We start from the raw sequence: 19289 nt of genomic DNA, 5'->3' as shown, positions 1-19289 counted from the left end.
TTATAATTTTAAAATAAGGTTAATATTGAATTTCTCTTTAGTTTCTGTAACTTTTAATTGGTGATTTTTTGGATATAATAGATTTAAACGTTCTTGCGTATTTTGCAATCCTATGCCTGAGTTTTCGTAATCTTTTCCTCTATTTCCAATAAGGTTTGTACATGAAAAATGTAGTTCATGCTCCTTAACATGAATTTCTATTTTAACCTCGGTATTTCCCTTGAAGTCTGTACCGTATTTAAACGCATTTTCTATAAACGAAATCAATAAAAGTGGTTTAATTTTTTGATGCGTTATAGTGCCAAAAATATTAATAGTTACATTCTCGTTATTTGCTATTCGTAAGCGTTGTAGTTTAAGAAAATTTTGAATATACTCAAGCTCATCTTTTAATAATACATATTCATTATCTGTTTGATATAACATGTAGCGCATTAATTCAGAAAGTGTAATAACTGCCTCTGGAGCGTCATTAGATTTTTTGGTTGTAAGTGCGTAAATACTATTTAAAGAATTGAATAAAAAATGTGGATTTAATTGATTTTTTAAGAAATGTAATTCGGCATGCGATTTTTCAATCTCTATAGTTTTCTTGTTATTTTCATTTTTTATCCATTCAGAATATATTCTAATTGATGTTCCAATAATAACAATAGTTGTATTTATTAAAAATGGAAACATGTGCCTAAATCTTCCAAAAGACGGTGAGTTCTTATTAATGAAATTTATTTTATTCATTAATTGTAAATGCTGTGGGCGTTCAATAAAAATATCAAAAATAATAGTTGGTACTATAATTATAATTAATATAAATAATACGTAGATTTTTAATTTTTTATTGAGTAATAATTTAGGGACAAGATATAGATAATTAATATAGAATATAATGATATTACTAAGCATGATAGCTATTAAAAAAGTAGGAATAGTTCCTCTTTCAAAATAGATCTGTAAGATACTCACAGATAAATAGGCTGTCCATATTGCGATATGAATGCCCATTTTTTTTTTGTTTTTCTTATTAAAAAGAGATCTGCTTATACTCATTTATTTTCTGCTGGTATATTGCAATTTAGTGTAATATTATTAGCTTCTAGTTCTGATGTTGTAATTTTAGGATTTTCTTTATGAATAACCTTTGCTTTAACAAGCTCTCCAATTGTAAAAGCATCTTCTTTTGAGCAGAATGCTGTAGTGTTTTGAATTGCTGGAATTTGTTCTTGTTTTATTAACAGTTTGTCATGATATGAAATTGTATAGCCGTAGCCATCATTTACTGTAATTATAGTAACCGTGTAATCGTTTTTAATTTTTGAAGTTTGCACAAAAAAATAGGCAACAACTCCAAGTATCACTATTAATAAGATAGTTAAATCTGTTTTTTTTTTCCTCATGATTGTAAAATTATTAAAAAAAAGACCTCACGATATCACTACTTACCTACTCTACTACATAAATAGAATACCATTGTGAGGTCAAAGAAAAACTACTAATTATTTTTATAAACTTTAAAAGGAGAATTTTTATTTATTTTATGATTATTTATAAGCCCCAATCTGCCTCTATTTCCCTTCTCTATTTTAAATACAGTTGGGACTTATAAAACCAATCAATCATAAAAAACTATCTAATCTTCATCATCATAATCCTGTTGAGGGAAAAGCTCGTAATTATCATCTAGGTATAAACTTCCGCTTCTACCTGCGGCTACAAATGCTCTGCTTTCATTATAAAAACTTGTTGCATCTTGTCTTGATGTTCCTTCAAGTGCCGTAATTTCTTCCCAATCATCATTTGATGGGTCATATTCCCAAGTTGTTGATATTGCTGAGTAATTGTAACCTGTTGTAATGTATCCTAATCCATTTATACTAAAAGCTACAGCGTTTGATCTTACAATATCGTAATCATCATCGTCATCTAAATCTGTTAAACGTGTCCAAGATTCTGTTGCTGTGTCAAATTCCCAAAAATCTTCTTTGTATAATCCGTTACTAGAACCGGTACCTAAGTAAACTTTATCGTTAATATTAAAAGCAACTGCATCACGTCTTTTATCTCCTCCAAATCCAATTAATTCAGTCCACTCATCTGTTGCCGGGTTGTATCTCCAGAAATCTTTTTTATCATTATCTCCATCATATCCAGTTCCTACATAACCTAAGTTATTAGTTCCAAAAGATACAGATGAACGTCTTACTCCACCGCCATAATCTGCGATTGCTGTCCATCCTGTAGTAGTGTCAAATTCGTAAAAATCTTGCAATTCGTTATCACCATCATAACCAACACCAACATAACCTTTAGTATCTGTTGCAAATGCTGCAGCACTACTTCTTGCTGTTCCAGGAAAATCTTGTTTTTGTGACCAGAAATCACCATCAAAATCGTATTCCCAGAAATCTGTTAAATAATCATCACCATCATATCCAGTTCCCATGTAACCTTTATTGATAATTGTAAATCCTGCAGCGCTACTTCTTGGTACGCCATCAAAAACAGAACGTTCTACCCAGTTTCCTCTATCTTCATCATCGTCTGAAGAACAACTAAAATTTAATGCTGCTAAAAGCGAAGCCCCTATAAGTATTGTAGTATTTAATTTGATCATTTTCATTGTTAATTATTTTAAATTATAAATTATTCCTGTAGAAAACGTTGGTTTGGTAGCGACGTCAAAATCGTAAACCGTATTGTTATTGTTTTCAAGTTTGTAACTATTTTTAAGTGCGTATTCTGCACATAATTTTATACTCCAAGATTTATCCATCTTGTAATTATATTGTAGTCCTAAAGTTGTAGATGAAATTTTTGCCTTTTCAGCAACATCATTTACACTTACATAAAGCGGTTGGCTTAAATTGGCGTAATATCCATTTGTTTCAAGATTTAATTTTACTTGCGACATTTCTGAAAGCCCGTAAGTAATTTCTGTCTCTGGGAATCCTATTTTATACGAAAAACGATCACTAACTATCTTTTCGTAGCTAATGATTGGCAAATAAGTAGGTTCGCCAGTAATGGCACTATAACTAATTCCTAATTTTAAAACAGAAGGTTTATCTCCCAACGAATAATTTTTTGAAATATATAATCCACCTCCAAAAAACAAATCGTTACTAGAGAGGCTTTTATTTAAGATTGACATTATAGCTACATTTGCTTGTGCGTGTATATTAAAAGAACTTGTAAGCGGATATTTATATTCTAATTGATACTTAAGATTGTAAAAACTGTTTAAACTTTCAGTATTAAAATATTGAGCAGCTGTGTAATCATATAAATTATAATCACCATTAAATGAATGCGTCATAACACCTGTACCAACATTGGTTGGAACCTCTATATAAATATTGGTGTTTTGCAATGAAATATCATCTGTGCCAGCTGGGGTAAGCTTGTAGTTAAACTCGGCAACGCTTTTGTTTTGCTGAGCGTAACCGCAAAGACCTACAGATAACATTAATATTGTCGCTATTTTTTTATTCATTTTGGGAGTAATTATGATACAAATCTATTTTTAAGATTCGCTATAAAAAAAGATAGTAGATGTTCCATAGAAATCTCTATACCAATAGCGCGATTTCGTAGATGAATACACTGTATTGGTTTTATCTGTAAAATTGGCGCATTCAACTGTTAAATAATCCTGTTTGTATATCTATTTTTTTTACCTCACTCCTATATTTTAGGTTCGCATAATTAATAAGAGATAGATGAAAAAAATAGCAATTCAAGTTTTGGTTTTACTAACCATAATATGTTGTAGCATGATATCATGTAGTAGTGATATTGATACAACTGTAGGAGAAGATATGGTGACTAGTAACACTAGAGTATATTATATAGATACGCTTACTGTAGCGACGTCTACATTTCAATATGATTCATTATCGGTATCTGAAACAAACAGATTATTGTTAGGTGCTTATACCGATCCTGTTTTGGGTCTTACTAAAAGTAATTTGTACGCACATTTTGGATATACTACCGCAGATATTGATAATGATGCGAATTTTGATTCGATTGCAATGATATTGAATTACGATAATTATTTTTATAATGATACAACCGCAATACAGGAGCTAAATGTGTATCGTGTAACGCAAACTATTCGTCCAGATGATAATTCGGTATATTATAATACGACAGATTTTGAGAAAAACCCTACATCCCTTGGAAGTCTTTCTTTTTATCCAAAACCAATAAAAGAAGATTCATTAGAGATTAAAATGAGTAATGATTTTGGACAAACACTTTTTGATGAAATTCAGGATAATGAATTCAGTAGTTTTGATGAAATGCTAAACGAGTATAAAGGATTTGTTGTTGAACCTTCTGAAACTAATACCGCTATTTTAGGCTTCTTAAAAACGAGTTATTTCCGTATTTATTACACCATTCCTGATGGTTCTGATAATATTGAATATACTTACGATATTTCATTTGACACCAGTAATAGTTTTCATAATATAACAAGTGATAAAACAGGAACTTACTTAGAAGATATTGTAGATCAGGAAAGCTATATCCAAAGTTCAAACACTGGAAACAATACCTTTATTCAAGGGGGAACAGGAATTGTAACGCGTTTAGATATCCCCTACCTTGAAACTATAGGAAGAATTCCTGGAGAAGGAACCATTACAGGTGCTAACTTATCATTAACCTTAAAGCAGAATTCTTATAACGATAATTTAAGTACACGAGATTCTTTAGGTGTGTTTATTATTGATCAGAAATCTGAAATTTTAATGGATTTATTTCAATATGATACATCAACCGCTTATGGTGAAATTAGCAATGAAGATAATGGCGAATTCACCACAGTTAATTACAATATTCCTATAAAACTGTTTTTAGATTTAAAATTAACAGACACGAATAGAGAGAACTTATTTTTAGCAATTTATGGACAAGGCCTTAATGATTCGGTAGATAGATATATAATAAATAGTGAAGATGAAGATGATGAAATTAAACTTAAATTAGAATTAACTTATGCCGTTTACGATGAAGAATAACATAACTAAAATAGCCGTTTTTTGCTTAACAACTTTAGGTTTTACTGCATTTGCTCAAGAAAATGGCGGTACACCAAGCTCTCCTTATTCATTATATGGATTAGGAACTGTTAATCAAACAACAACAGGTAAAATAAATACTTTAGGGAAATTTGGTTTTGCTATAAACTCTGAAGAGGAATTAAACAGTTTAAATCCGGCATCTTATGCGACTATTGGAGGAACTTCTTTTTTCTTCGATTTAGGTATAAAAGGTGGCGCCGAAACTTTTAGTGATCATAATGGTGAGACGGTAAACTACACGGCTAATTTTTCTAATTTAGCTTTTGCTTTTTCAATTACACCATCTTCGGGAGTGGGTGTAAGCTTATCTCCTTATACTGATGTTGGTTATAATATTTCTGGTATTGAAACCGAAATAGAAGGTTCAACAAGTACTTTTTATAGTGATGTTTATGGAACTGGAGGGTTAAATGATTTAACTGTAAATTACGGGTATGCAATAAGTGATAAATTACGTGTTGGTGCAACTGGAACCTATTTATTTGGGCAAATTACTCAAACTGAAATTAATTATTTAGCAGGAAATGTGCTTCAAGTTGAAGACGAAAACAATTACTCTGGAGCGCGTTTAGGCTTAGGATTTCAATATGAACCTTCAAGTAAATTATCTGTTGGTGGTGTGATAAATTTACCTACAGTTTTAAAAGGAAGTCAGACGCAAACCATTTCTCAACTTTATGAAGATGATATTGTAGATGAGCAAGATGTTGATGATTTTAAAATGCCGTTAGAAATTGGCCTTGGATTTAAAAGCACTGTTTACAAAGGCTTATCTTTAAATGTAGATTATAAAAAGAGTTTTTGGGACAATACAAATCAATCTGATTACTTTGGAGATTATGTAGACAAAGACGCTTTAGGTGTAGGTTTAGAATATTTTAGCGAGAAAAGCGACTATAAATACAAAAACACTATTCGCTATAGAGCTGGTTTTAACTATGACAACGGAAACTTATTAATTGCAGATAAACGTATTAATAATTATGCTTTTAACTTAGGGTTAGGGTTACCGTTAAGCAGAGGAACTAGTTCAATGCTAAATGTAAACTATTCTTACGGAGGAAAAGGACAAGTATCAAATGGCTATGTAAAAGAAAACTACCACTTAATATCGCTTAACTTTAGCTTAGAAGGTATTTGGTTTTTAAAACGCAAACTCTAATAATTCACTCTTCATTAGGTGTTATCGTCTCAATTTCTTTGGTAACAATTATTGTAGCTTTAACACCTGTAAGAAGATTCCAGCTTTTTGAAGACACAAGATTCCCTCTGTCATCATAAACCTGAAACTGCGCTGTATTTGGTCCAGATGTTCCTTGGTTTAAAGCTAAAAATTCTATGCGGTTAAAACCAGGTTCTAACGGTACGTTAAATGATTTATAATTACCCGTTAATGTTAGTAACGGGATGTAAACTTGGTCGTTTATTGTGATTCTCACATTGTCACCATCTGGCAAACCGTGATCTCTACACATAATATTTACCATATCGGTATTTACTTTGTAATCACCTAAAAACACATCTTCCATGTATTCAGGTCTTATTTTTTGTTCAACCGCTTTTTTCTTCCAACGATCTTCATAAATAGATCCAGGATTAACAAGATTATTATCATCAAACATAGAAAACTCTTCCTTATGTTCTGTGATTTTCACTTTTGTTTTAAACGGAATACCACTAATGCTTTTTTGAGGTGTTAATGAGGGCTTACTAGGGTTTGGTTTAATTTGTATAGCTTTAGGTAATGAATCTTTTTCTTTAGTTTCAATGGCAGGAATAAGAATTCCTCCACCATTACTATTATCTATTTGAGCAGATAATTGCAGTGTTGCTATAAAAAAGAAAGCGAATACGAATCTATATGTCATTTGTAAACTATTTTTAGTTTCTGAATTAAAAACAAAAACTATACCTATTATCTAAATTAACGCTTTTTTTAAAAAGATATTTAAATATAACGCTTTAAAATTTCCCATTAAAACTGAGTCGTAATTTTCTATTATATTCTTCCATTAACCACTCTTTGTAGTTTTTAGTACTATTCATCATACAATATGAATACTGCTTAATTCGGTATGAAATATCGTCTTGTAATAATTTTGTAAGTGCTCTAGCATCATAAACATCTTCACTGTTTTCAATGCACATTCTAGAATGTTGCTCAATTGAACGCTCAATAGCTACAATAGATTTCAAACCTTCTTGTATCACATTTTCATATTCAGCTTTTATATCGTAATCAATACTTTTTGCGGCCTTAAAATGTGCTCTTATTTTATCTGGCATAATGTATACAAAATCACGTTCAATATCTTCGTCATTTCTAATGTTCTCTAAGTAATACTCCGGACTTTTAAAGATATGTTGCCAATCAATTGTTTGGTTCCAAGGTCCAAAACGAATAAAATTATTACCCAAATCAATCACCTGAAACGTTTTTTTGTTTTCAAGAATACGAGATCCACGTCCAATCATTTGAAAATATAAAGTAAGTGATCGTGTCGCTCTATTTAAAATTACAGATTCCACACTAGGTTCATCAAAACCTGTAGTTAAAATACTCACCGAAGTTAAAATACTGTCTGGTGTTTCTTTAAACCACTTTAAAATCTCCTTACGTTCTTGTTTAGTGTTAGTATTATCTAAATGACGAACATCATAACCTGCTTTTTTAAAAGAATAATAAACTTCTTTTGACGTGTGAATACCATTATTAAAAATCAGCGTTTTTTTGCCTTTTGAGAAATCCTCGTATGCATTAACCAATTTACTCTGCATTAAAGAATTTGTATATAAGCTTTCGGAAGATTTTACCGTATAATCTCCGTTAATTCCAATTTTTAACGTGTTTAATTCTACATCATAATTATAAGTTTCAGCTTGTGCTAAAAAACCGTTTTTTATCAATGTAGGTATGTCATCACCAACAATAAGTTGCTGGTAATTATCTTTCATTGGCAACTTTATATTCGAGCTTAAAGGCGTTGCAGTAACTCCTAAAATAAAGCAGTTTTCAAAGAATTTAAAAAGTTTTCTAAAAGAATTATAATGCGCTTCATCAATAATAACTAACCCAATATCTTCAAGATTTAATTTCTCGTCGTTTAATCGATTATTTAAAGTTTCAACCATCGCCACAAAACACATATATTGGTCTTGATCTGGCAATTCTTTTACCTTACTATTAATCACTTTGTTTTTCACATCAAAACCAGAGAGCATCACCGAAGTTTGTTTACAAAGCTCAATTCTGTGTGTAAGAATCACTACTTTTTTGTTGTAATTCTGTATGTAACGCCTTACAATTTCAGAAAAAATAACGGTCTTCCCTCCTCCCGTAGGTAGCTGATAAAGAAGATTGTAGTTTTGTGAGTTATTTTGTAAAACATCAAATATGCGATTAAGATCAGCTTCCTGAAAATCGTATAAATGTTTCTTATTATCTTGTTCCTCTGTGATTTGTGTGATTTTGGTCATAAAAATACTCCTGCATAGAAAATTCGTGCAAATTTAGGGTTTTATAGACGTTTAGCTAAGTGTTTTTTAAAACATTTATGATTTTTTTTTATGTTGAAATACTAGAGACTCTCAAAAAACCGCATTTTATAGCACAAAAAAAGCCAGTACATAGTTAGTACTGACTTTTTGTATGTTTTTACTGCTGTATTTAATAAGCTAACAGCTCTTTTAAATCGGTTTCAAATTCACCTTTAGCAAGGTATTGTACTTCCAATTGATTAATAAACGGAATTGGCGTATTCATACTTGCTACACGTTTTACTGGAGCGTCTAAATTCTCAAAACAATTTTCCATTATTAATGCCGAAATATCACTCGCAATTCCACCAAACATGGAGTCTTCTTGTAAAATTATAGCTTTTCCTGTTTTATTTACTGAAGTAAAAATTGCTTCAACATCTAATGGTTGCAATGATCTTAAATCAATTAAATCTGCATTAATATCAGGATTATTTTCTAGAGTTTCAATTGCCCAATGTACTCCAGCTCCATAAGTAATTACGGTAACATCTTCACCTTCTTTTAATAATGACGCTTTACCAATTGGTAAGGTAAAATAATCTGTAGGAACTTCCTGTCTGATGCTACGATATAATGCTTTATGTTCAAAAAACAATACTGGATTTGGATCGTTAATTGCTGCGGCTAACAGCCCTTTTGCATCATAAGGAAATGCAGGGTAAATTACTTTTAATCCAGGAGTTTTTGTAAACCAAGCTTCGTTAGTTTGTGAGTGAAAAGGTCCGGCGCCAACTCCTGCACCACAAGGCATTCTTACCACAACATCGGCTTGTTGTTCCCAACGGTAATGCGATTTTGCAAGATAATTTACAATCGGATTAAATCCTGAAGTTACAAAATCAGCAAACTGCATTTCTACCACAGCTTTCATTCCTGCAATTGATAATCCCATTCCTGCTTCAACAATGGCAGATTCGCAAATTGGCGTATTTCTTACACGCGCTTTCCCAAATTGCTCAACAAAACCTTCGGTAATTTTAAAAACACCACCATATTCAGCAATATCTTGACCCATAATTACTAAATCGTCATGGCGTTCCATTGCTTGTTTTAATCCTTGAGAAATGGCGTCAATTAAACGTAATTCTTTAGTTTCTAAATTAGGCAAAACAACGTCATGCGTATATGATTTATACACATCGGCAAGTTCGGTATCTTTATCAGCTATAATTTCAGCTTCATTATAAGCCATTTGAAGATGTGTGTTAATTTCAGTTTTAAATTCAGCTTTAAAATCTTCAATCATACCGTCTGTAAGTATGTTTTCATCTTTTAAAAAGGCTTCAAAGTTAAGAAGAGGATCTTTTTCACTCCAAGTATCTAATAGGTCTTGGGGTACATATTTTATACCACTTGCCTCTTCATGACCACGCATTCTAAAGGTTTTAAACTCAATTAAAATTGGTCTTGGGTTTTGACGGATACTTTCAGCTAATTCTGAAATCTTAGTATAAACCTCAAGAATATTATTTCCATTAATAATATGAGACTCCATACCATAACCTTTTCCTCTGTCGGCAATATTTTCACAATTATATTGTTCATTTGTAGGTGTTGATAAACCATAACCGTTATTTTCTACACAAAAAAGTACTGGTAACTGCCATACAGAAGCCACATTTAAAGCTTCATGAAAATCGCCTTCACTTGTACCGCCTTCACCTGAAAACACGGCAGTTACCTTCTTTTTATTTTGCAATAAATTAGCAAGCGCAATACCGTCGGCAACCCCTAGTTGTGGTCCTAAATGAGAAATCATCCCTATTATATTAAATTCTTGTGTACCAAAGTGAAAAGAACGATCTCTACCTTTAGTAAAACCGTTAGCTTTTCCTTGCCATTGGCTAAAAAGGCGATACAACGGAATATTTCTAGAAGTAAATACACCTAAATTCCTGTGCATTGGTAAAATATACTCATCGGCATTTAAAGCCAATGTTACTCCTACCGAAATGGCTTCTTGCCCGATACCGGAAAACCATTTTGAAACTTTTCCTTGACGTAAAAGAATAAGCATTTTCTCCTCAATTAAACGAGGTTTCAGGAGGTTAGTATATAAATTCAAGAGTGTTTTTGAATTCATTTTTTTCTTATCAAAAGATAAGGGTTTAGATATTGAAGTTAACATAAGTAAATTATTTCTTTGTCCTTTTCAAATGTAATTAAAAATCAATGATTATCATATAATCTGCTTTTTTTTTAAGTACATGTTAAAGATGCTTTAGTTTAGGGATGTTTTAGTTATTTTTGTATATTAAGTTTAAATAGTAAAGAATAATGAATATAATACCAAGTGTAAATCTTCAAGATTTTATTTCGGGAGATGCAGATAGAAAACAAAAATTTATTGATGAAATTGGTAAAGCTTACGAAGAAATTGGTTTTGTAGCTTTAAAAGGCCATTTCTTAGATGAAGAACTTGTAGACAACTTATATACAGAAGTGAAAAGTTTTTTTGAACTTCCTTTAGAAGTAAAAGAAAGTTACGAAATTCCAGGAATTGGTGGTCAACGTGGTTATGTGTCTTTTGGAAAAGAAAGTGCAAAAGGTAAAAAAGAAGGCGATTTAAAAGAATTCTGGCATTTTGGACAATATGTTGAAAATAGCCCATTACTTGCTAAAACATATCCTGAAAACGTTACCGTTACGGAATTACCAGGATTTAATGCTGCAGGGAAACAAACTTTTAGAATGCTTGAAAAAACGGCTAAATACGTATTAAGAGCCTTAGCTTTACATTTAGATTTAGAAGAAACATATTTTGATGCTTTTATTCATAACGGAAACTCAATATTAAGACCTATACATTACCCACCAATAAACGAAGAACCTAAAGCTGCTGTAAGAGCTGCTGCACACGGGGATATTAACTTGATTACACTTTTAATGGGTGCTCAAGGGAGAGGTTTACAAGTGCAAAATAATGCAGGTGAATGGGTTGATGCTATTGCTGAACCAGATGAGTTAATGATAAACGTTGGTGACATGCTATCGCGTCACACCAATAATAAATTAAAATCTACCATTCATAGAGTGATCAATCCACCAAAAGAACTTTGGGGAACATCTCGTTACTCAATTCCGTTTTTCATGCACCCCGTTTCAGAAATGAAATTAGATGTTTTAGAAAGCTGTATTGATGAAGATAATCCTAAAGCTTTTGATGATATTACAGCCGGAGAGTTTTTAAACCAGCGTTTAATTGAATTAGGCCTTAAAAAATAAAACTAACTTTTTAAAATTTGCAGCTATAATACACTATTGTATCTGCAAATTTTTTAAATTTAGAACGTATATTAAAATTGATATTATGGATTTACAAGATCAGCTTAAAAACCTGTTTCCAGAACATACTCCAGAAGCTCCAACAGAAGTTGCGTCAACCGAAAAAGAATTATGGATACAAGACGATCCTATAATTTGTAAATACGAAAAACGCAAAGGAAAACCAATTACCATATTAGAAGGTTACACTGGTGCTACCGAAGATTTTAAAGCCTTAGCTAAAGAGCTAAAAACCAAACTAAGCGTTGGTGGAAGCTTTAAGGATGATAAAATTATAATTCAAGGAGATTACAGAGACAAAATAATGGCAATCCTTAAAGATAAAGGCTTTTTGGTAAAACGAGTAGGCGGATAATTTATGAGCATATTACACATTACTAACGGCGGAAGATTAACAAAAAACCTTGTTGAATTAGATATTTCAGGTGAAATTTTAACATGGGATGAAATGTTATGCGAAGGTCCAACAACCGAAATAATAGATTCTAAACCCTTTTTAAAACAACGAAAAAACTTTTTTTCTTCAGTATATGGTTTAGAGTTTGATGACGAAAAATATTACGCCGATATTAATAAGCTTAATGCGCCCGAAAATTATACTCAAATTGTATTATGGTTTGAGCAAGATTTGTTTTGTTACATTAATTTAATAGCTGTAATAAGCTTATTACAAGAAAAAAAGATAACACTTCCACTTTATTTAGTAACTAACGGTAAAGATAATGGACATGCACCTTTTAAGATATTAAACGAATTATCACAAACACAATTATTAAAACATTATGATAATAAAATAGCTCTAACCGCTGCAGATATTGATATTGCTGTAACTTTATGGAAAACTTACTGTGGGAAAGATCATAATTTATTAAAACTATATATTAAAAAAACATCGTCGTTTTTATACTTAAGTAATTGCTTAAAAGCACATTTAGAACGTTTTCCGGAAACTAAAAGCGGATTAAGTGTTTTAGAACATAATATTCTAAAAATCATCAAAGATAACGACATCAAATCCAAACATCATTTACTTGGTTATATTTTAAATTATCAAGGATTTTATGGTTTTGGAACCATTCAAATTAATCGATTAATTGAAGAATTAGCACTCTTTTTTGATGAAAATGAAAATTCAATTCAATTAAACAGAAAAGGACATGTTGCTTTACTGAACCAAGTTAATTTTGCTTCAGAAATAAATAACAACCTCTCTTACGGAGGAGTTTACAGACTAGATTATCAGTTTAGTAAACAACAAAACAAACTTATAAAAACACCTATAAATGCCAATTAAAGATTCTGAATTAATATTAAATCCTGATGGAAGTATTTATCACTTAAACATCTGTCCAGAACACATTGCAAATACTATAATTACTGTTGGTGATCCTGACAGAGTTGATAGTGTAACTCAGCATTTTGATACTATAGAGTTTAAAACTCAAAAAAGAGAATTTCATACCCAAACCGGGACATATAATAACACACGTATTACTGTAATTTCTACAGGTATTGGTACGGATAATATAGATATCGTGTTTAATGAATTGGATGCTTTAGTAAACATCGATTTTAAAACACGTGAGATTAAAAAAGAACTTACAAGTCTTAATATTGTAAGAATTGGAACTTCAGGATCTATTCAAAAAGAAATTCCTCTAGATTCAATTTTAATAAGTGAATACGCAGCAGGTTTTGATAGTTTATTACATTTTTATGAGAGTAAACACGTACAGTATACTGAAATTTCAGAAGCCTTAATCGCACATACCAATTGGTTTGAAGCAAAATCTAAACCTTATGTTGTAAAATGTGATACCGAGTTATTGGATAGATTAAGCTCAAAAACTACATATAAAGGATTTACTGCTACAAATGTAGGTTTTTACGGACCTCAAGGTCGTGTGTTACGTTTGCCAATTCAGGATGCAAACTTAAATGATAAACTAGCAACGTTTAGCTACAATAACATGCCAATTACCAACTTAGAAATGGAAACTGCAGGTATTTATGGTATTGCAAACTTATTAGGACACAAAGCCTTATCAATGAATGCAATTATTGCAAACAGAGCTACAGGAGGATTTAGTAGTGATCCTAAAAAAATAGTAGATGATCTTATTATTTACACATTAAATAAACTTACAGAATAAAGACATGACGATGAAGACTGTAAAAATTGGAGGTGTACCAGAACATTTTAATCTTGCTTGGTATCTTACCTTAAAAAATGGTGAATATAAAGACGAGGGTATTAACTTACGTTGGAACGATTATTTTGGTGGAACAGGTGAAATGTGTAAAGCATTACGCGAAGGTGAAATTGATATGGCTGTAATTCTTACCGAAGGTATTGTAAAAGATATTATTGATGGAAACCCTAGTAAAATTGTACAAACCTTTGTGCAATCTCCTTTAATTTGGGGGATTCATGTCGCTCAAGATTCTAAATTTGAAACTATTGAAGATCTAATTGGTACACGTGCTGCGATAAGCAGATATGGTTCTGGCTCACATCTTATGGCGTATATAAATGCCGAAAACAATAGTTGGGATTTAGAAAAAGATTTAAATTTTGAAGTTATAAAGAATTTAGACGGTGCTGTTGAAGGTTTAACCAATAAAACTGCCGACTATTTTATGTGGGAGAAATTCACTACAAAACCTATTGTTGACGATGGTGTTTTTAGGCGAATTGCTAACTGCCCTACTCCGTGGCCATGTTTTGTGATTGCTGTTACCGATAAATTTTTAGCAGAACATAAAGACGATTTAAAAACGATTTTAGACATTATTAATAATACTACCGAAGAATTTAAAACGATTCCTAGTATTGATAAAACAATTTCTAATCGTTATAATCAAAAATTAGAGGACGTGCAAGAATGGTTAGATTTAACCGAATGGTCTCAAGAATTAATTGATGAAAAAACACTAAATAATGTTCAGAATAAACTTTTAGAACTGAATATTATAGATAAAAAATTTCCATACAATAAATTAATATCTAAAATTTAATAATAAAAAATAAATATTTGGTAGGTAAAATCACCGTTAATCTGTTATATATTAAAGTGAACTATTTTTTATAACGCATTGTTAATTTTAATTTTATTATTCTTAACTTTCTGTAATTCAAAAAAATAGACATATTTACAGGTCACGTTTTTTATATTTATTAATCAAATTAATTTTTTATGCTATTAACAATTACTCTAACTATTGCGTTTTTAGTTGCTATCAATTTTATATTACTTTTTTGGAGTACGAATAAAATTGAAAAGAAAAAACAAGAAAAAATTGAAAAGAAATCTTACATCCTAAAACCAACTATTGATAATTCAAAAGAGCTTGCTGCGACTGGAAGTTAATTTAAACGCAAGCTTTTGCGTGTATTTTTAACATCAAACTAATCGCACTATATGGTCTTTAAATGTTTTCTCTCATGCCATTGCGACTTATTATACCGTCAAAAATATTACCATTTTATAGGAGTTAATCCATTTTTTTCTAAAATATCATTAGTTCTACTGAAGTGTTTATTCCCAAACCAGTACCCTCTATTTGCGCTTAATGGTGATGGGTGACCGCTTTCAAGAATATAATGATCATTTTTATTAATTAATTTCGCTTTTTTCTTTGCATAACCTCCCCAAAGCAAGAAAATAACACCTTTTTTCTCTTTGCTAATCGTTTGTATTACTGCATCTGTAAAGGTTTCCCAACCTTGTTTTTGATGACTTCCTGCATTGCTTTCTTCCACCGTAAGCGTCGCATTTAATAATAAAACACCTTGTGATGCCCAATGGTCTAAATTTCCTGAATCAGGAATTTTAACATCTAAATCTGCTGCTAATTCTTTAAATATATTTATTAAAGATGGCGGATGTTTTACACCATCATTTACCGAAAAACTCAACCCATTTGCTTGTCCAAATCCGTGATAAGGATCTTGTCCTAAAATCACAACTTTTACAGCATTAAAATCACAAAAATTAAAAGCAGAAAATATTTGATCTTCCGGAGGAAAACAAGTATTATCTTGATAAGCTTGAGTTACAAAATTAGTTAACGCCTTAAAATAAGGTTTATTAATTGTATCTTTTAATTGTGATTTCCAATTTGTGTTTAAGTTTACATCCATTTTGTCCATATAAAATTCCTAATTATCTAAAATTCAGTGTTTATTGATAATCATGACAACAAATATACTATATTAGTTGGTGTTAAAAACAGGAACATGACTGATACTATTTTAAATAAAGTTCAGAAACTTTTAAGCCATCAATTACAACCTATACATGAGATCAGCGCAATCACTCATGACGACTTTTATCGTTTTCACATTAAAAAAAACGAAGCTGTTTTACTTACAAATATGATGGATTCTTGGAAAGCTAAAAATTTATGGTCTATTGATTATTTTGAAAAAATAGGGACCGATAAACAAACCTTTAGTTATAAAGGGAATATCAGACAAGATGAAACCAATTGGCAATATGGTAATTTTTTAGACTATTTAAATGATATTAAAAACTACAATACCTCTGGCACCAATACTTATTTAGGAAATATGCCTATTGCAAAAATGTTTCCAGAATTATTACAACATGTAGATTTCTCATTAATCACAAAAAACACAGTAAGAAATTCTACATCCTTATGGATTGGACCTCCGGGAACAATAACGGGTTGGCATACCGATAGATTAGCAAATAATATTTTAGCGCAAATAAAAGGTAGAAAATTAGTGTTTTTAGTAAACCCTCAACAAACTAAAAGCATGTATCCAAGCAGTAAATACGAACCAGGATCTCGATTAAGTGATGTTAATATGGAAGATTTTAAGTCGCAAATCACACCTAATTTTAAGCAGGTAAAAGTACGTTATGCTATTATTAAACCAGGACAAATGCTGTTTATTCCACAAAATTGGTGGCATTGCGTTTATGGTATTGATATCTCAATAAGTTCAAATAATTTTGGCTTCACCCCTATTGATAATTTTAAAATGAAATTTACAGAGTTACTTAAACGTAATTTACATAGCTTAGGTCTCTTTGGAAACAAGGATTGTGTGTGTCATTATTACGATGAAAGCGGAAAAAAACAAAGACGTTAGCAGTTCCTTTTCATACTACATCATTAATACCTATTTTTGTATCTTATTTACTTAAGACGCATAATTTTTAATGATTACAATTCATAAAAAAACACTACAAGATATAGAGTTTAACACCGTTTTACAACAGGTGTCAGAGCATTGTATTACAGATTTAGGAACTCAAGAAGTTTTAAAAATTATGCCATTACCGCATAAAGAAAATTTACTTGTAGAACTACAATTTACAAATGAGTATTTATCTTCGTTTTATAACGATAATAGCATTCCAAAACATGGTTTTGAACCAATTACCAACGAGATTAAGTTTTTAAAAATTGAAGGATCTGTTTTAGATGCACAAAGCTTTAAAAAAATCATAGCTATTTCCAATAATAGTAATGAGATTATCCTCTACTTAAAAAAGTTTGCAGAATATTACAAAACATTAAACGAGTATTCGTCAAAAATACCGGTAACTAAAGAATTAATTACTCAAATTAACTCAATTATCGACCGCTTTGGAGACGTTAAAGATCAAGCGTCTAGTGAATTATATGAATTACGAAAAGCTGTAAATTCTGTAAAAGGAAAAATAAACCAAAGTTTTACTTATGCATTACAAACGTATGCTGAGTTAGATTATTTAGATGATATTAGAGAATCTGTACTTGAAAACAAGCGTGTTTTAGCTGTAAAAGCTATGTACAGACGCAAAGTGAAAGGTGCTATTATGGGAAGTAGTAAAACTGGAAGTATTGTATATATTGAACCAGAAGCTACTTTTAAATACACACGTGAACTTAATAATCTAGAGTTTGAAGTAAAAGAAGAAATTGATAGAATTCTTAAACAACTTACCGAATTTGTAAGACCATATGTTGGCTTGCTAACTGAATATCAAGATTTTTTAGTTAAAATTGATGTCATTTATGCTAAGGCTAAACATGCTGAATCTATTAATGGAATACTGCCAGAAATTAACGATGAAAAAGCTTATGCTGTACGAGATGCTTTTCATCCTTTACTGTTTCTATCTAATAAAAAACAAGGTGTTAAAACCTTTTCTCAATCTATTGAATTACTTCCTGATAATAGAATTATAGTTATTTCGGGACCAAATGCCGGTGGAAAAAGTATTACACTTAAAACAATTGGTATTCTTCAAACTATGTTACAAAGTGGACTTTTAATTCCGGTTCACGAAAAAAGTAATTTATGTTTATTTGATAGAATTCTAACAGATATTGGAGATAATCAATCTATTGAAAATCACTTAAGTACTTATAGTTACCGCTTAAAACAGATGAATTATTTTCTGAAAAAATGTAACAAAAACACTTTATTCCTTATTGATGAATTTGGTACAGGAAGTGATCCAGAACTTGGTGGCGCTTTGGCTGAAACCTTTTTAGAAGAATTTTACCATCGTGGTGCCTATGGAATTATTACAACCCACTACTCTAACTTAAAAATTTTAGCTAACGAGTTGCCATTCATGCAAAATGCAAATATGATGTTTGATGAAAAAACTCTTGAACCTATGTTTAAATTAGCATTAGGGCAAGCTGGAAGTTCATTTACATTTGAAGTGGCTCAAAAAAACGGAATCCCTTTTAGCTTAATTAATAGAGCTAAGAAAAAAATAGAACGCGGAAAAGTGCGTTTTGATCAAACTATTGCGAAACTTCAAAAAGAACGTTCTAAACTAGAGAAAACGGAGCAATCTCTAAAGGTTAATGAACAGAAAAAACTTAGTGAAGCCGAAAAACTTGAAGAAACAAATGCACGTATTCAAAAGAAACTAGAAAGCTATCAAGAATTGTATGATAGTAATCAACGTTTAGTGTATTTAGGTCAGAAAATTGATGATTTATCTCAGAAGTATTTCAATAACAAACAGAAAAAAGACTTAATGAATGAGTTGTTTAAACTTGTTCAGATAGAAAATTCAAAACGAAAAAAGATTTCTGTTAAAGCACAAAAAATTGAAAAAGCGAAAGTGATAAAAGTTCAAAAAGAAGTTGAAAAAACGGTTGAAGTTATAAGAGAGAAGAAAAAAGAAAAGAAAAAAAGAGAAGCCGAAAAACCAAACACACCTAAAGTGCCTTTAAAAGTTGGTGATCGTGTGCGTTTGCAAGACGGTCGCGCTGTTGGAAGTATTGATAGTATTGAAAAAAATAAAGCGAATGTAAATTATGGTATTTTTACAACTAACGTGAGTTTAGATCAACTAGAGCTTGTTGAAGCTGTAAAACGTAAATAGCGTTATAAAT

At 30.9% G+C, this 19289-nt stretch carries 18 protein-coding genes; 10 read left to right on the top strand and 8 right to left on the bottom strand.

All coding sequences use genetic code 11. The annotated features are described in order from the left end of the window. The 4 genes from ACU4C5_RS12725 to ACU4C5_RS12710 form a co-directional block, all read right to left on the bottom strand. Complete coding sequence (locus tag ACU4C5_RS12725; RefSeq protein WP_446844588.1) at nt 1-1002, bottom strand: sensor histidine kinase; 1002 nt, start codon at nt 1000-1002, stop codon at nt 1-3. Between the two features lie 41 nt (nt 1003-1043). Continuing rightward, complete coding sequence (locus tag ACU4C5_RS12720; protein WP_446844587.1) at nt 1044-1394, bottom strand: DUF4907 domain-containing protein; 351 nt, start codon at nt 1392-1394, stop codon at nt 1044-1046. Nucleotides 1395-1627: 233 nt separating this feature from the next. After that, the gene (locus ACU4C5_RS12715) at nt 1628-2617 is read right to left on the bottom strand and encodes a Kelch repeat-containing protein (RefSeq protein WP_446844586.1); all 990 of its coding nucleotides are present in this window, start codon (nt 2615-2617) and stop codon (nt 1628-1630) included. 6 nt (nt 2618-2623) lie between these two features. Beyond that, nucleotides 2624-3490, bottom strand: coding sequence for a hypothetical protein (locus tag ACU4C5_RS12710; RefSeq protein WP_446844585.1), 867 nt, complete (start codon nt 3488-3490; stop codon nt 2624-2626). A 226-nt stretch (nt 3491-3716) separates the two neighbouring features. On the opposite strand from ACU4C5_RS12710, the gene ACU4C5_RS12705 reads away from it, so the two are divergent. Together ACU4C5_RS12705 and bamG are read left to right on the top strand one after the other, a co-directional pair. Continuing rightward, nucleotides 3717-5024 carry a DUF4270 family protein gene (locus tag ACU4C5_RS12705; protein ID WP_446844584.1) on the top strand — a complete coding sequence of 436 codons (1308 nt, stop codon included), beginning with the start codon at nt 3717-3719 and terminating at the stop codon, nt 5022-5024. Continuing rightward, entirely contained in the window at nt 5014-6249 is a 1236-nt protein-coding gene (gene bamG, locus ACU4C5_RS12700; protein ID WP_446844583.1) for a BamG family beta-barrel-assembly machinery protein, read from the top strand. Before ACU4C5_RS12705 ends, bamG begins: the two co-directional genes overlap by 11 nt. Nucleotides 6250-6253: 4 nt before the next feature. Here the strand turns inward: bamG and ACU4C5_RS12695 are convergent, their stop codons facing one another. The 3 genes from ACU4C5_RS12695 to ACU4C5_RS12685 all read right to left on the bottom strand — a co-directional run bounded on the left by ACU4C5_RS12695 (nt 6254) and on the right by ACU4C5_RS12685 (nt 10710). Then, nucleotides 6254-6955 (bottom strand): hypothetical protein, encoded by a 702-nt coding sequence (locus ACU4C5_RS12695; RefSeq protein ID WP_446844582.1) that lies wholly within the window; start codon nt 6953-6955, stop codon nt 6254-6256. 94 nt (nt 6956-7049) lie between these two features. Further along, nucleotides 7050-8564, bottom strand: coding sequence for a DEAD/DEAH box helicase (locus ACU4C5_RS12690; protein WP_446844581.1), 1515 nt, complete (start codon nt 8562-8564; stop codon nt 7050-7052). A 190-nt stretch (nt 8565-8754) separates the two neighbouring features. Continuing rightward, nucleotides 8755-10710, bottom strand: coding sequence for an alpha-ketoacid dehydrogenase subunit alpha/beta (locus ACU4C5_RS12685; protein WP_446844580.1), 1956 nt, complete (start codon nt 10708-10710; stop codon nt 8755-8757). A gap of 194 nt (nt 10711-10904) precedes the next feature. Here ACU4C5_RS12685 and ACU4C5_RS12680 point away from each other — a divergent pair, with 194 nt between their 5' ends. The 6 genes from ACU4C5_RS12680 to ACU4C5_RS12655 all read left to right on the top strand — a co-directional run bounded on the left by ACU4C5_RS12680 (nt 10905) and on the right by ACU4C5_RS12655 (nt 15283). After that, complete coding sequence (locus ACU4C5_RS12680; protein ID WP_446844579.1) at nt 10905-11852, top strand: isopenicillin N synthase family dioxygenase; 948 nt, start codon at nt 10905-10907, stop codon at nt 11850-11852. A gap of 85 nt (nt 11853-11937) precedes the next feature. Beyond that, entirely contained in the window at nt 11938-12267 is a 330-nt protein-coding gene (locus ACU4C5_RS12675) for a translation initiation factor (RefSeq protein ID WP_446844578.1), read from the top strand. 3 nt (nt 12268-12270) lie between these two features. Next, nucleotides 12271-13206: a DUF1835 domain-containing protein gene (locus ACU4C5_RS12670; RefSeq protein ID WP_446844577.1), complete on the top strand. Its 936-nt coding sequence runs from the start codon at nt 12271-12273 to the stop codon at nt 13204-13206. Then, nucleotides 13196-14065, top strand: a complete 870-nt coding sequence (locus ACU4C5_RS12665) for a nucleoside phosphorylase (protein WP_446844576.1) — start codon at nt 13196-13198, stop codon at nt 14063-14065. Before ACU4C5_RS12670 ends, ACU4C5_RS12665 begins: the two co-directional genes overlap by 11 nt. Nucleotides 14066-14075: 10 nt before the next feature. Continuing rightward, nucleotides 14076-14930 carry a substrate-binding domain-containing protein gene (locus tag ACU4C5_RS12660; RefSeq protein ID WP_446844575.1) on the top strand — a complete coding sequence of 285 codons (855 nt, stop codon included), beginning with the start codon at nt 14076-14078 and terminating at the stop codon, nt 14928-14930. Nucleotides 14931-15109: 179 nt separating this feature from the next. After that, on the top strand, nt 15110-15283 hold the full coding sequence (locus tag ACU4C5_RS12655; RefSeq protein ID WP_446844574.1) for a hypothetical protein: 174 nt from the start codon (nt 15110-15112) through the stop codon (nt 15281-15283). A gap of 107 nt (nt 15284-15390) precedes the next feature. On the opposite strand, the gene ung is transcribed toward ACU4C5_RS12655, so the two are convergent. Continuing rightward, complete coding sequence (gene ung, locus ACU4C5_RS12650; RefSeq protein ID WP_446846455.1) at nt 15391-16056, bottom strand: uracil-DNA glycosylase; 666 nt, start codon at nt 16054-16056, stop codon at nt 15391-15393. Between the two features lie 96 nt (nt 16057-16152). On the opposite strand from ung, the gene ACU4C5_RS12645 reads away from it, so the two are divergent. Beyond that, nucleotides 16153-17034, top strand: a complete 882-nt coding sequence (locus ACU4C5_RS12645; RefSeq protein ID WP_446844573.1) for a cupin-like domain-containing protein — start codon at nt 16153-16155, stop codon at nt 17032-17034. A 70-nt stretch (nt 17035-17104) separates the two neighbouring features. Continuing rightward, nucleotides 17105-19279, top strand: a complete 2175-nt coding sequence (locus ACU4C5_RS12640; RefSeq protein ID WP_446844572.1) for an endonuclease MutS2 — start codon at nt 17105-17107, stop codon at nt 19277-19279. Nucleotides 19280-19289 lie beyond the last annotated feature (10 nt).

Source organism: Lacinutrix undariae, assembly GCF_052934785.1.
The sequence above is the reverse complement of the archived record's forward strand: the minus strand, read 5'-3'. Positions and strand labels throughout refer to the sequence as shown.